This is a genomic window from Bradyrhizobium hereditatis (genome assembly GCF_020329435.1).
GTDB lineage: Bacteria > Pseudomonadota > Alphaproteobacteria > Rhizobiales > Xanthobacteraceae > Bradyrhizobium > Bradyrhizobium hereditatis.
On record NZ_JAGKJK010000004.1, the window covers coordinates 56,317 to 71,086 of the forward strand.

11 protein-coding genes are annotated in these 14,770 nt (G+C 61.7%); 10 read left to right on the forward strand and 1 reads right to left on the reverse strand.

The window, feature by feature from the left end; all coding sequences use genetic code 11:
- Positions 1–57 precede the first annotated feature (57 nt).
- On the reverse strand, positions 58–2,154 hold the full coding sequence (locus tag J6524_RS10615; protein ID WP_225670300.1) for a 3-hydroxyacyl-CoA dehydrogenase NAD-binding domain-containing protein: 2,097 nt from the start codon (positions 2,152–2,154) through the stop codon (positions 58–60).
- A gap of 166 nt (positions 2,155–2,320) precedes the next feature.
- On the opposite strand from J6524_RS10615, the gene J6524_RS10620 reads away from it, so the two are divergent.
- The 10 genes from J6524_RS10620 (at position 2,321) to J6524_RS10665 (ending at position 14,688) form a co-directional block, all read left to right on the forward strand.
- Positions 2,321–3,184 (forward strand): IclR family transcriptional regulator, encoded by an 864-nt coding sequence (locus tag J6524_RS10620; protein WP_225670301.1) that lies wholly within the window; start codon positions 2,321–2,323, stop codon positions 3,182–3,184.
- Between the two features lie 69 nt (positions 3,185–3,253).
- The gene (locus tag J6524_RS10625) at positions 3,254–4,051 is read left to right on the forward strand and encodes an ABC transporter ATP-binding protein (protein ID WP_225670302.1); all 798 of its coding nucleotides are present in this window, start codon (positions 3,254–3,256) and stop codon (positions 4,049–4,051) included.
- Positions 4,048–4,761 carry an ABC transporter ATP-binding protein gene (locus J6524_RS10630; RefSeq protein ID WP_225670303.1) on the forward strand — a complete coding sequence of 238 codons (714 nt, stop codon included), beginning with the start codon at positions 4,048–4,050 and terminating at the stop codon, positions 4,759–4,761. Before J6524_RS10625 ends, J6524_RS10630 begins: the two co-directional genes overlap by 4 nt.
- A gap of 11 nt (positions 4,762–4,772) precedes the next feature.
- On the forward strand, positions 4,773–5,651 hold the full coding sequence (locus J6524_RS10635; RefSeq protein ID WP_225670304.1) for a branched-chain amino acid ABC transporter permease: 879 nt from the start codon (positions 4,773–4,775) through the stop codon (positions 5,649–5,651).
- Between the two features lie 2 nt (positions 5,652–5,653).
- A complete protein-coding gene (locus J6524_RS10640) occupies positions 5,654–6,676 on the forward strand; it encodes a branched-chain amino acid ABC transporter permease (protein ID WP_225670305.1) in 1,023 nt (340 codons plus the stop codon).
- A gap of 29 nt (positions 6,677–6,705) precedes the next feature.
- Complete coding sequence (locus tag J6524_RS10645; protein WP_225670306.1) at positions 6,706–7,923, forward strand: ABC transporter substrate-binding protein; 1,218 nt, start codon at positions 6,706–6,708, stop codon at positions 7,921–7,923.
- Between the two features lie 183 nt (positions 7,924–8,106).
- Positions 8,107–9,336 carry an ABC transporter substrate-binding protein gene (locus tag J6524_RS10650; RefSeq protein ID WP_225670307.1) on the forward strand — a complete coding sequence of 410 codons (1,230 nt, stop codon included), beginning with the start codon at positions 8,107–8,109 and terminating at the stop codon, positions 9,334–9,336.
- Between the two features lie 160 nt (positions 9,337–9,496).
- The gene (locus J6524_RS10655; protein ID WP_225670308.1) at positions 9,497–10,723 is read left to right on the forward strand and encodes an ABC transporter substrate-binding protein; all 1,227 of its coding nucleotides are present in this window, start codon (positions 9,497–9,499) and stop codon (positions 10,721–10,723) included.
- A 129-nt stretch (positions 10,724–10,852) separates the two neighbouring features.
- On the forward strand, positions 10,853–12,142 hold the full coding sequence (locus J6524_RS10660) for a glycerate kinase type-2 family protein (RefSeq protein ID WP_225670309.1): 1,290 nt from the start codon (positions 10,853–10,855) through the stop codon (positions 12,140–12,142).
- A 398-nt stretch (positions 12,143–12,540) separates the two neighbouring features.
- Positions 12,541–14,688: an EAL domain-containing protein gene (locus tag J6524_RS10665; RefSeq protein ID WP_225670310.1), complete on the forward strand. Its 2,148-nt coding sequence runs from the start codon at positions 12,541–12,543 to the stop codon at positions 14,686–14,688.
- The last annotated feature ends 82 nt before the right edge of the window (positions 14,689–14,770 follow it).

A 14,770-nucleotide genomic window follows, 5' to 3' on the forward strand; every position in this document is an offset into this window, starting at 1 on the left:
TAACCCTCCCTCGCAAGGGGGGAGGGAACGGAGAGATTGTGCCGATACTCGCCAAGATCAAGCCGCTTTCGACTGCGCGGCGAGTGACGCAAACGTCTTGCCTTCCGCGGCGAGGCGCTTGAGCAGCGGCGCCGGTTCGAGCGAGGGATCGTTGGTTTCCTTGGCGTAATAGGAGAGACGGTCGGCGATGTGCTTGAGCCCAACCTGGTCGGCCCAGTACATCGGGCCGCCGCGGTAGATCGGCCAGCCATAGCCATAGAGCCAGATCACGTCGATATCGCTCGGACGCGCCGCGATGCCTTCTTCGAGGATGCGCGCACCCTCGTTGATCATCGGGTACATCATGCGCTCGAGGATTTCCTCGTCGCTGATGGCGCGGCGCTTCTTGCCGAGCTTCTGCAAAGTCTCCTCGATCAGCTTCTCGACCTCCGGATCCGGCAGCGGGGCGCGCGAGCCGCCTTCATATTTGTAGTAGCCCTTGCCGGTCTTCTGGCCAAAGCGGCCGGCTTCGCAGAGCGCATCCGCGATCTCCGACTTGATGCCGCGGTCCTTGCGCGAGCGCCAGCCGATGTCGAGGCCGGCGAGATCGCTCATCGCGAACGGCCCCATCGGCATGCCGAACTTGGTCACGACAGCGTCGACCTGCTGCGGCAGCGCGCCTTCGAACAGCAGCTTTTCGGACTGCTTGCCGCGCTGGGCGAGCATGCGGTTGCCGACAAAGCCGTCGCAGACGCCGACCACCGCCGGCACCTTGGCGATCTTGCGCGAGATCGCCACCGCGGTGGTGAGCGCATCCGGCGCGGTTTTCTCGGCGCGGACGATCTCGCACAGCTTCATGACGTTGGCGGGCGAGAAGAAGTGCATGCCGAGCACGTCCTGCGGACGCTTGGTCTCCTTGGCGATCTCGTCGATGTTGAGATATGAGGTGTTGGAGGCGAGCACGGCGCCCGGCTTGGCGTACTGGTCGAGCTTGCCGAACACCTCCTTCTTCACCGCCATGGTTTCGAAGACAGCTTCGATCACCAGGTCAGCGTCCTTGACGTGCTCCAGGCCCACCTTGCCGTCGATCAGCGCCATGCGCTTGGCCGGCGCATCCGCCGGGATGCCGCCGCGCGCGGCGGTGGCTTCCCAGTTCTTCTGCATGATGCCCATGCCGCGCTTGAGCTGCTCCTCGCCGGTCTCGATCAGCGTGACCGGGATACCGGCATTGGCAAAGGACATCGCGATGCCGCCGCCCATGGTGCCGGCACCGATGATGGCGACGCGGTCGACCTTGCGCGGCTTGGTGCCCTCGGGCACGCCGGCGATCTTGGAGGCCTCGCGCTCGGCAAAGAAGGCGTAGCGCTGCGCCTTGGACTGATCGCTGGCGACCAGCTTGAGAAAACCTTCGCGCTCCTTCTTCAGACCTTCATCGAAAGGCAGCTCGATCGCAGCACGCACGGCGTCAGCGGCGGCAAACGGGGCTTCCAGGCCCCTCGCCTTCTTGGTCATCGCCGCGACTGCGTTGGTGAAGATCGAGATGTCAGCCTTGGCCGCTGCGAGCTTGGAATCGTCATCGCGTAGCTTGCGCAGCGGGCGCTTCTCGGCCAGCACCCTGCGGGCGAAGGCCTCGCCGCCCGACGCCGGTTCCTCGACGATCTCCTCGATCAGGCCGTTCTTGAGCGCGTCCGCCGCGCTGATTGGATCGCCGCCGACGATCATCTTGACCGCGAGCTCGGGACCAACCGCACGCGGCAGCCGCTGGGTACCGCCGGCGCCCGGCAGAAGACCAAGCTTCACTTCGGGCAGACCGAGCTTCGCTTCCTTGACCGCCACGCGATAGTGGCATGCCAGCGCGACTTCGAGACCACCACCGAGCGCGGTGCCGTGAATGGCGGCAACGATCGGCTTCGGCGAGTTCTCCATCAGCTCCAGCACCTCGGCGAGGCCCGGGGGCTTCGGCGGCTTGCCGAATTCGGTGATATCGGCGCCGGCGATGAAGGTGCGGCCGTCGCAGGTCAGAACGATCGCCTTCACTTCGGCGTCGGCAATCGCGCTCTTCATGCATTCGAAGATGCCGCCGCGCACCGCGGCGCTCAGCGCATTGACGGGAGGACTGTTGACCGTGACGATGGCGATGACGTCTTGACGCTCGAGTTTTACCACTTCGCTCACGGGACTCTCCCTGGATTGCTTGTTCTTGGATGCCGCTCAACTTGCGTTGAGTGGCTACGGGTCGTTTTCACCAATTTCGCAGTGCGAAATTTAATTCCACATCTTGACAGGGAGGGTTATTTTGAAGCACGTCCCTTGTCAACGAGCTCATCAGCAGTAGCGGGCAATGAAGCGTCAAGGGAAGAAAGTGGCGACTGATCGCAGCTTCGTCGTCGCGCTTTCCCGCGGTCTTGAAGTGTTACGCGCATTCCAACCCAACGACGGACTGCTGGGCAATCAAGAACTCGCTGCCCGCACCAAATTGCCGAAGCCAACCATTTCCCGGCTGACCTATACCCTGACCAAGCTGGGCTATCTTACACCCGTTCCGCGTTTCGAGAAGTATCAGCTCGCGCCATCAGCCATGGCGCTGGGGTATGCCGCGCTCGCCAATCTCGGTGTTCGGCATTTGTCCGAACCTTACCGTGAACAATTGATGCGCGAGACCGGCGGCGCGGTCGCCGTCGGCGGACGCGACCGTCACAGCATGATCTATTTCGGCCAGAGCCGTACCGGGCTACTCGGCATACAGCTCGACGTCGGTTCGCGCGTGCCGATCGCGACCACCGCGATGGGGCGTGCCTATATCTGGGCGCTGCCCGACGACGATCGCGCCACCTTGTTGCGCGAACTGCGCGATCATTACGGCAGCCGCTGGTCGCGGATGCGCGACGGCATCGAACGCGCCGGTGAAATGGTTGCGCGTTGCGGATTCACGATCTCGGCAGGCGAATGGCAGGAAGATGTGCACGCCGTGGGTGTGGCGCTGAAGCTCAACGACGGAACCGGACCGTATGCCTTTAATTGCGGCGCGCCTGCTTTCCGCTTCACGGAAGATCGTTTGATCAACGACATTGGACCTCGTCTTGTGACGATGGTAAGGAGCATCGAGGCGGCGCTCGGCGGCGCGGCTCCGCAATTCAAAAAAGCAGAGAACAAGAAGTTGAAAGCAGGAGGAAAAGTTGCACGTTTGGCCGAGGGGATCGAATAGCCTTCACCACGACCGGCAGAAAATCTCGCACGGTCATTCCCGCTCCGTGATCAGGGCGAGCGGGACGCGATGACGCAGGCACAGCTCGCGCAGGGACACTCACCCCTGCTCGCGGTTCGCGACGTCAGCGTCGTGTTCGGCGGCATCATCGCGCTGAATGGCGTTTCCTTCGATATGCACAAGGGAAATATCCTCGGCCTGATCGGTCCGAACGGCGCCGGCAAGACGACGTTGTTCAACTGTCTCTCCCGGCTCTATCAGCCGTCCTCCGGCGATATCCTGATGGAAGGCGTGAGCATCCTGACGCGCCCGGCGCACAAGATTGCCGAGATCGGCATCGGCCGCACCTTCCAGAACGTCGCGCTGTTTCCCAACCTTTCGGTGCTCGACAATGTCCGCGTCGGCTGCCATTCGCGCACCTCTAGCGACATCATCTCGGACTCCCTGAAGCTCGCCTGGGTTCGCCGCAGCGAGGCCGAAGTCAACAAGAAGGCCCACGAGATCCTCGCCTATCTCGACCTCGAAGACGTCGGCCACACCGTCGTGTCGGGATTGCCGTTCGGTACGCAGAAGCGTGTCGAGCTGGCGCGCGCGCTAGCCGCCGACCCGAAGATCCTGCTGCTCGACGAGCCCGCCGGCGGCCTCAATCACGAGGAAGTCCATGTGCTCGGCGACCTCATCAAGAAGCTTCGTGACGAACGTCATCTCACCGTGCTCTTGGTCGAGCATCACATGGGTCTGGTGATGTCAATCGCCGATCACGTCGTCGCACTCAACTTCGGCCGCAAGCTCGCCGAAGGGACGCCGGCCCAGGTCCAGGCCGACCCGGATGTCATCAAAGCCTATCTGGGGAGCAAGGACCAATGACCGCGATGCTCAACGTTAAGGACCTGCGCGCCTATTACGGGCAGGTCCAGGCGCTTCACGGCCTGTCCTTCGCGCTGAACGAGGGCTCGCTGACCACCCTGCTCGGGGCCAACGGCGCCGGCAAGACCACCACGCTGCGGGCGATCTGCAATATGGTGCGCTCGACCGGTGCGATCGAGTTCGAGGGCAAGCCGCTGTCTGGCAAGTCGACCGAAAACGTCGTCCGTCTCGGCATTGCGCACGTGCCGCAGGGCCGCGGCACCTTCACCACCATGACGGTGGAGGAGAATTTGCAGCTTGGAGCCATCACCCGCACCGACAGGAAGAACATCGTCGCCGATATCGAGCGCATGTACGATCACTTCCCGGTGCTCAAGGAGCGCCACACGCAGCAGGCCGGCACCCTGTCGGGAGGCGAGCAGCAGATGCTCGCGGTCGCGCGGGCGCTGATGTTGCGGCCGCGGCTGATGCTGCTGGATGAGCCGTCCTTCGGACTGGCGCCCCTGATCGTGCGCGAGCTGTTCAAGATTCTCGGCAAGATCAACCGCGAGGACAAGGTCACCATCCTGGTGGTCGAGCAGAACGCTCAACTGGCGCTGGAGCTCGCCGACCAGGCTTATGTCATCGAAACCGGGAAGATCGTGATGTCGGGCAGCGCGAAGGAAATCGCGAGCAACGAAGACGTCCGCAAATCCTATCTAGGCTACTGAGGAGCACGGCCGTGGAACTACTTACCAACCAAGTCCTGGCCGGCATTGCCACAGGCGCGATCTATGCCTGTATGGCGCTCGCGGTCGTCATGATCTACCAGGCGATCGACCATCTGAATTTCGCCCAGGGCGAAATGGCGATGTTCTCGACCTTCATCTCCTGGCAATTGATGCAGTGGGGCGTACCCTATTGGTCGGCGTTCCTGCTCACGCTGGCCATTTCGTTCGCCGGCGGCATCCTGATCGAACGCCTCTTGTTCAAACCGCTCGCCAAGGCACCGGTGCTGACCAACGTCGCCGGCTTCATCGCGCTGTTTGCGATCGTCAACTCGGTGGCCGGCCTGACCTGGGACTTCACCATCAAGCAATATCCAACCCCGTTCGGTTCCGCACCGTTCCTCGGCAGCCAGCTGATCTCGACCCACCAGGCCGGGATGATCGGCGTCACGCTCTTGATGCTGATCGGGCTCTACCTCTTCTTCCAGTTCACCCGAATCGGCCTTGCGATGCGCGCAGCGGCGGCGTTGCCGGAATCGGCGCGCCTGGTCGGCGTCAACACCTCCTGGATGATCGCGCTCGGCTGGGGCATGGCCTCCGCGATCGGCGCCGTCGCCGGCATCCTGATCGCCCCGGTCGTGTTCCTCGAACCGAACATGATGGGCGGCGTCCTGGTCTACGGCTTCGCCGCCGCCGTGCTCGGCGGGCTTTCCTCACCGCTTGGCGCAGTCATCGGCGGCTTCCTGGTCGGCGTCTTCGAGAACCTCGCCGGCACCTACATCCCCGGCGTGGGCAATGAACTGAAACTCCCGATCGCGCTTGCGCTGATCATCACCGTCCTGGTTTTCAAACCTGCCGGTCTCTTCGGCCGAGCCATCGTCAAGCGAGTCTGATTATGAGCGCAGCTGCAGAAGACGCCGTCACAGAAGCCCCCGCCGCCGTCGAGGCCGTTCCGAAGCGCGCCATGACGCTGGGCACCGGCACCTCGCTGGTGATCCTGGCGGCGCTGCTCGTCACGCCAATGTTCGTGAAGAACTTCGTCGTCTTCCAGATGACGATGGTCATGATCTACGGAATCGCGGTGCTGGCACTCAACATCCTCACGGGCGGCAGCGGACAGTTTTCGCTAGGCCAGAGCGCGTTCTACGCGCTCGGCGCCTATACGTCGGCGGTCCTGATGGAAAACTTCAACGTGAACTACGCGCTGACGCTGCCGATTGCGGGGCTTGTCTCGTTCGGCGCCGGCTACCTGTTCGGCAAACCCGCATTGCGGCTCTCCGGCATCTACCTTGCGCTTGCCACCTTCGCGCTGGCGGTCGCCATGCCGCAACTGCTGAAGCTGCATTTCCTCGAGCATTGGACCGGCGGCGTGCAGGGCCTCACCGTCATGAAGCCCGATGCGCCGTTCGGCCTGCCGCTCGGACAGGACAAGTGGCTCTATTACTTCACGCTGGCGATCTCGCTGGCAATCTATATCGGGTCGGTCAACCTGCTCCGCTCGCGCTCGGGCCGCGCCTTCATGTCGATCCGCGACAATGAGATCGCGGCATCCGCCATGGGCGTCGACGTCGCCCAGTACAAGACGCTCGCCTTCGGCATATCCGCGGGCATCACCGGCATCGCCGGCGGGCTCAGCGCCATCGTCGTGGCGTTCGTGGCGCCCGACAGCTACACGATCAACCTGGCCATCGCACTATTCCTCGGCATGGTGGTTGGCGGGGTGGGCTGGTTGCCGGGCTCGTTCGTCGGCGCCGCCTTCATCATCTTCGTGCCGAATATCGCCGAGAGCATCTCCAAGGGCCTCTCGGGCGCCGTCTTCGGCGTGCTCCTGTTCCTCGTGATCTTCCTCGTGCCGCACGGTGCAAGGCAGGTCGCGATAGTTGCCCAGCAGATGCTCGGTAAACTCAAGAAGAACTAAGAACCGAAAGTACAAACTCAGGAGACATTATGTCTGCAACACGACGGACCGTCGCCTTCGGGGCGGCGGTCGCCGCATTCGTTTTCACTTCCACCACCGCCCTCGCGCAGAAGAAATACGATACCGGTGCGACCGACAAGGAAATCAAGATCGGTCACATCGTTCCCTACAGCGGCCCCGCCTCCGCCTACGGCGTCATCGGCAAGACCGAAGAAGCCTACTTCAAGATGATCAATGACAATGGCGGCATCAACGGCCGGAAGATCAGCTTCGTCTCCTATGACGATGCCTACAGCCCGCCAAAGGCCGTCGAACAGGTGCGCAAGCTCGTCGAGAGCGACGAGGTGCTGGTGGTGTTCAATCCGCTCGGCACCCCCTCCAACAGCGCGATCCAGAAGTACCTGAATGCCAAGAAAGTGCCGCAACTCTTCGTCGCCACCGGCGCGACCAAGTGGAACGATCCGAAGCACTTTCCGTGGACCATCGGATGGCAGCCCAGCTACCAGAGCGAGGGACGCATCTACGCCAAATACCTGATGAAGGAGAAGCCCGACGCCAAGATCGCCGTGCTCTATCAGAACGACGATTTCGGCAAAGACTACCTCAAGGGCCTGAAGGACGGCTTCGAGGGCAAGGCTTCGCTGATCGAGGAAAGCTACGAGGTCTCGGAGCCGACGATCGACAGCCACATCGTAAAGCTCAAGGCGACCGGAGCGGACGTCCTGATCAGCATCACGACGCCCAAATTTGCGGCACAGGCAATCAAGAAGGCGGCCGAGATCGATTGGAAGGCGCTCCAGATCGTCGCCAACGTTTCGGCCTCGGTCGGCAGCGTGCTCAAGCCGGCGGGGTTCGAGAACTCGCAGGGCCTGCTTTCGGCAGCCTATGCCAAGGACGCCAGCGACCCGCAATGGCAGAACGATCCCGGCATGCAGAAGTTCTTCGCCTTCCTCGACAAGTACTATCCGGAAGGCGACCGGCTCAACAGCTCGGTGGTCTACGGCTATGGCGCCGCCCAGACGCTCGCCAAGATCCTCGAGATGTGCGGCGACGACCTGACCCGCGCAAATATCATGAAGCAGGCCGCGAACCTGAAGGACTTCACGCCCGATACGCTGCTGCCCGGCGTCAAGATCAACACGTCGGCTACCGACTTCGCGCCAATCGAGCAGCTTCAGATGATGCGCTTCAAGGGTGAGAAGTGGGATCTGTTCGGCGACGTCATCAGCGGCGAAGTCGGCCATTAACCAATATTCCGCCGGACGGTAGTTTTCCGGGGCATCAGACTAAAAATCGCCTCCCGCGACATCGTCGCGGGGGGCTTTTTGTTGCTGGACGGGGCCGAAAGGTATTCAATATCCCCCAAGAGCCGCCAAGTGCTCCAATCAAAAAGAAGATGACACATCCATCGTGATCCTAGGGAGATCAATATGTCCTTTCTCAACTTGCGAGTGGGTGCCTTTGCGGCTGCTCTCGCATTGCTTGCCGCGACCAGCAGCGGCGCACTTGCTCAAAAGAAATACGACACCGGCGCGAGCGACACCGAAATCAAGATCGGCAACATCATGCCCTACAGCGGACCGGCTTCCGCCTATGGTGTGATCGGCAAAACGGAAGAAGCCTATTTCAGGAAGATCAACGCCGAGGGCGGCATCAACGGCCGCAAGATCAACTTCATCAGCTATGACGACGCCTACTCTCCGCCGAAGACGGTGGAGCAGGCGCGCAAGTTGGTGGAGAGCGACGAGGTTCTGCTCATCTTCAATCCGCTCGGTACGCCACCGAACACGGCGATCCAGAAGTACCTAAACAGCAAGAAGGTACCGCAGCTGTTCGTCGCGACCGGCGCCACCAAGTGGAACGATCCGAAGGAATTCCCCTGGACCATGGGCTGGCAGCCCAACTACCAGAGCGAGTCGCAGATCTACGCCAAGTACATCTTGAAAAACCATCCCAACGCCAAGATCGGCATCCTCTATCAGAACGACGACTATGGTAAGGACTATCTGAAGGGCTTCAAGGACGGGCTCGGCGCCAAGGCCGCATCGATGATTGTCCTTGAGGAAAGCTACGAAGTCTCGCAGCCGACGATCGACTCCCACATCGTCAAGCTGAAGTCGTCCGGCGCGGACGTCTTCTTCAACATCACGACCCCGAAGTTTGCGGCGCAGGCGATCAAGAAGAACGCCGAGATCGGCTGGAAACCCCTGCACTTCCTCAACAACGTCTCCGCCTCAATCGGCAGCGTGATGAAGCCTGCCGGCTTCGAGAACGGGCAGGACATCATCTCGTCGCAATACTTCAAGGACCCGACCGACGCGCAATGGAAGGACGATGCGGCGATGAAGGCCTGGAACGAGTTCCTGGACAAGTACTATCCGGAAGCCAACCGCGCCGATGCGTCGGTGATGTACGCCTACATCGTCGCGCAAGGCTTGGTGCACGTGCTAAAGGCCTGCGGCGATGACCTGACCCGCGCAAACGTCATGAAGCAGGCGGCCAGCATCAAGGACCTCGAACTCAACGGCCTGCTGCCCGGGGTCAAGGTCAACACGTCGCCGACCGATTTTGCTCCGCTCTCGCAATTGCAACTGATAAAGTTCAAGGGCGAGAACTGGGAGCGTTTCGGCGAAATTCTCTCGGGCGACGTCGGCGGCTGAGCGCCGCTGCGAGCTCTGCTTAAGATGCAGCCCCTGCGGCTTTTGCTGCAGGGGCTTTTTATTGTGACGCCTCTGGCAAGATGCTAATCACGACGCTGTCACAAGAGCCTCGTCAAGGGGCCGGACGGTTACGTTAAGAAATGAAAAGGGAGAGACAGAAATGTCCAAAATGAAAAAACTTGCGGTCGTTTCGGCCGCGTTTGGATTGCTCGCGGTAACTTCGAGCAGCGTTTTCGCACAGAAGAAATACGATCCCGGCGCAAGCGATACCGAAATCAAGATCGGCAATATCATGCCCTATAGCGGACCGGCTTCCGCCTATGGCGTGATCGGCAAGACCGAGGAAGCCTATTTCAGGAAGATCAATGCCGAGGGCGGCATCAACGGCCGCAAGATCAATTTCATCAGCTATGACGACGCCTATTCTCCGCCGAAGACGGTGGAGCAGGCGCGTAAGCTGGTCGAGAGCGACGAAGTCCTTCTTGTCTTCAACCCGCTCGGTACGCCACCGAACACGGCGATTCAGAAGTACCTGAACTCGAAGAAGGTGCCGCAACTGTTCGTCGCGACCGGCGCCACCAAGTGGAACGATCCGAAGAACTTCCCGTGGACGATGGGCTGGCAGCCCAACTACCAGAGCGAAACGCAGATCTATGCAAAGTACATTCTGAAGGAGAAGCCGAACGCCAAGATCGGAATCCTCTACCAGAACGACGATTACGGTAAGGACTACCTGAAGGGCTTCAAGGACGGCCTGGGCGCCAAGGCCGCGTCGATGATCGTTCTGGAGGAAAGCTACGAAGTCTCCGAGCCGACGATCGATTCCCACATCGTCAAGCTGAAAGCGTCCGGCGCCGACGTCTTTATCAACATCACCACACCGAAGTTTGCGGCGCAGGCGATCAAGAAGAACGCCGAGATCGGTTGGAAGCCTCTGCACTTCCTTAACAACGTTTCGGCCTCGATCGGCAGCGTCATCAAGCCGGCCGGCATGGAAAATGCCCAGGACATCATCTCCTCGCAGTATCTGAAGGATCCGACGGATGCGCAGTGGAAGGATGATCCGGGCATGAAGGCCTGGAACGAGTTCCTGGATAAGTATTATCCGGAAGCCAACCGCGCCGATGCGTCGGTGATGTTCGGCTACACCGTCGCACAAGGTCTCGTGCATGTGCTGAAGGCCTGCGGTGACAATCTCACGCGTGAGAACGTCATGAAGCAGGCGGCGAGCATCAAGGATCTCGAGCTCGGCGGCCTCTTGCCGGGCATCAAGGTCAACACGTCGCCGACCGACTTCGCCCCGATCTCTTCGGTGCAACTGATCAAGTTCAAGGGCGAAACCTGGGAGCGCTTCGGCGAGATCCTTACCGGCGACGCCGGCGGCTAGTCATTTCGAATCCTGATCGGCCCATTTGCGGGCCCAACGCGCCCCCGCGGACGTTCCGCGGGGGTTTTCTTTTGCAGCGATTGGATGGATAACCAGACCTCCCGTCCCTTAGCAGCTCCGTTGCAGGCCATGACCGACCAGCGTTCCCTCTTGCGTGCAATCTTCGACGCGGCCGTCGCGGCGGCCCATCCGGACGTCGTGCTCTCGGCGCATCTGCGCCCAGTCCCGAAGGGAAAAGTGATCTGCCTTGCCGCCGGCAAGGGAGCCGCCGCGATGGCCGCCGCTGCCGAACGGCACTATCTCGATACGCTGGGGTTAGAACCATCGCGGCTGACCGGCCTTGCCACCACGCGCCATGGGCATGGCGTGCCAACGCGGCGGATCAACGTGATCGAGGCCGGCCACCCCGTGCCCGACGAAGCCGGGCTGAAAGCCGCCGACGAAACTCTGCGTCTCGCCGCGGAAGCAACCGCCGATGATCTCTTGCTGGTGCTGTTGTCCGGCGGCGGCTCCGCCAACTGGATCGCGCCGGCCGACGGAGTTTCGTTCACACAGAAGCAGCAGGTGAACCGCGCGCTGTTGCGTTCGGGCGCGCCGATCGGCGAGATGAATATCGTGCGCAAGCATCTGTCGCGGATCAAGGGCGGCCGGCTCGCGCGCGCCGGACAGCGCGCCGCCGAGATCGTGACACTCGCGATCTCGGACGTGCCGCACGATGATCCCTCAGCGATCGCATCGGGGCCAACGGTGCCGGATCCGACGACGCTCGCAGATGCCCGCGCGTTGGTGGCAAAGTATAATCTCGCGGTCGACGATGCCGTTAGGCGTGCGCTGGAAGATCCCAGGAACGAGAGCTGCAAGCCTGGCGATCCCGCGTTCGCCCGCGCGCAATTCGAGATGATCGCAAAGCCGAAGGCGTCGCTCGATGCGGCGATCAAGGTGGCAAAGGACGCCGGTTACGAAGTCATCGACCTCGGCGCCGACCTGGAAGGCGAAGCGCGCGATGTTGCAGCCGATCATGCGCGACTGGCGCTGAAGGCCCGCAACGAGGGCAAACGCACCGCCATCCTGTCGGGCGGCGAACTCACGGTGACCGTGCGCGGCAACGGCCGCGGCGGCCCTAACCAGGAATATGCGCTGGCGCTGGCGGATATTTTGAAGGACACGTCAGGCATTGTCGCGCTCGCCGCCGACACGGACGGCGCCGATGGCGGCGCCGGCAGCGCGAGCGATCCGGCCGGGGCTTTGATCGATCAGACGACGTTTGCGAAGATGAAGTCGCTCAGCCTCGATCCCGCGGCCCATCTCGCCAACAACGATGCGACCGCATTCTTCTCAGCCACCGGCGATCTCTTGCTGACCGGTCCGACGCTCACCAACGTCAATGACGTCAGGGTGATCCTGGTGGACCCCGCCTAGAGCATGACGATTCTTGGTTAGATCGATTTGACCGCGGACGCGGCTCAACCTCTCCCGCTTGCGGGGGAGGTCGGCGCGAAGCGCCGGGTGGGGGCTCTCTCCACTCGGGCAGTATCGCCCGCGGAGACACCCCCACCCCAGCCCTCCCCCGCAAGCGGGAGAGGGAGCGTACTTTCTTCGTGGTCGCAATCAAACCTAATTTCATCATGCGCTAGGTTTTGCGGCGGATCGCCGGCATCCCTTGCGGGCCGCGACGGCATTAACGCTCTGTTGAGCACGTTGTCAGGAACACGCGCGCGCTTACCCGGGCCGAAGCTGCGATTCACCAGCTTGCGCTTCTAATGGCTGCTCTCCGGGACAGGAGGAGAGCCGCCAATAGCGGCTGGGGAAACGCTATAATGACGGATCACGACCAGATCACCGCCGCGCGGTCAGCGCAGTTGAGCGCGCGCCTCGAAGAGGCGATCAACCATCTGTCGCTCGGTATCGTCATCTTCGACGAGAAGCGCGAAGTCGTCTTCTGCAACGCACGTTACCGGGACATGTACGGGCTCTCACCCGAACAGGTTAAGCCGGGAACAGCGACCCGTGAGCTGATCCAGCACCGGCTCAATCTCGGTCTGAAGGTGCAGGTCTCGCCCGACGATTACATCCGCAAGCGCGTCGGCCATGACATCGCGCTCGACACTACCATGCAGGAATTCACCGACGGCCGCATCATCGCATACACCGTTTACCCAATCCCCGGCGGAGGCGGGATGGCGACCCACGAGGACGTTACCGAGCGCGAAGAGCTCAATGCCCGGCTCAAGAAGCAATACGAACTCGGCCGAGAGCAGGAAGAGGCGCTGCGCATCAAGAACTTTCAGTTCGACACCGCGATCAACAACATGTCGCAGGGGCTTTGCTTCTTCGATTCCGACCATCGCCTGATCGTGTGCAACGATCGCTTCGTCTCGATGTACGATATCGCGCCCGACCGTGTCAGCCCGGGCATGTCGCTCATGGAGATCGTCGACCTGCGCTTCGAGGCCGGCAGCTTCCCCGCGATGACGCGGGACGAATATCTGCGCTGGCGCACCAATGTTGCGGTTTCCAACGAACCGAAAGACAGCATCGTCGAGCTGATGAACGGACGCACCTTCAAGATCCGTCATCGACCGATGCCGGGCGGCGGCTGGGTCGCGACCCACGAGGACATCACCGAGCAGCGGCAGTCCGAGGTAAGGATCGAATACATGGCGCACCACGATGCCTTGACCGATCTTGCCAACAGAGTGCTGTTGAACGACCGGCTCGAACACGCCTTGGCCAGGATTCAGAATGCTGAAATGGTGGCCGTCCATCATCTCGACCTCGATCAGTTCAAAGCCGTGAACGATACGTTCGGTCACCCCTTCGGCGACAAGTTGCTCAAGCTCGTTGCCGAGCGCCTGCGCTCGCTCGTTGCCGAAGCCGACACGATCGCGCGGATGGGCGGCGACGAATTCGTGATCGTGCAGGCCGCAATCGCGGACCCTACTGAGGCCACCTCGCTGGCGCAGCGCGTTATCGATACGCTCAGCGAGCCCTATGGCATCGACGGCCAGCAGGCCGTGATCGGCGTCAGCATCGGTATCTCGGTTGGACCCTCCGACGGATCGAATCCCGATAAGTTGCTGCGGAACGCCGACCTTGCGCTCTACCGCGCCAAGAGCGACGGCCGCGGCACGTTCCGCTTCTTCGAGCCTGCGATGGACCTGCAGATGCAGACCCGCCGCGTCATGGAGCAGGATCTGCGCAAAGCGCTGCCGGGCGGCGAATTCGAGCTGCATTACCAGCCGGTAGTTAACCTCGCGAGCAAAGAGATCAGCGGCTTCGAAGCCTTGATCCGCTGGAATCATCCGACCAAGGGAATGATCTCGCCGGCCACATTCATCCCGCTGGCCGAGGAGATCGGCTTCATCGTTCCGATGGGCGAGTGGGTCATCAGGAAGGCGTGCGCTACGGCCGCGCAATGGCCCAGTCCCCTTCACGTCGCCGTCAATATTTCAGCGATGCAGTTTCGCAGCCCGGGCCTGATGCAGGTGATCGTCGGCGCGCTTGCCGCCTCCGGTCTCGCACCGACACGGCTGGAGATCGAAATCACCGAAACCGTTCTGCTCCACAACAAGGAAGCCACACTGGCGCTGCTGCATCAGTTGCGCGCGCTCGGTATCCGGATTGCCATGGATGATTTCGGCACCGGCTATTCGTCGCTCACCTATTTGCAGAGCTTTCCGTTCGACAAGATCAAGATCGACCGCTCGTTCGTCAAGAACATCACCGAGGATTCGAGCTCGCTGAACATCGTGCGGGCGGTTGCCGCACTCGCCAATGGCATGGGCATGACGGCGACCGCCGAGGGCGTTGAAACCGCCGAGCAGCTTCACAGCATCGCGTCCGAGGGATGCACGGAGATGCAGGGCTTTCTATTCAGCAAACCGCTGCCCGCCGCCGAGATCGAGCGGCAATTTTTGTCGGCACGAGGACCGCGCAAGGTTAAAGGCCGCATCGTCGCGGCCTGATCGCGCTACGTCGTCATTCCGGGATGGTCCCGAAGGACCAGACTCGAGATTCCGGGTTCGCTCGTTTCACTCGCGCCCCGGA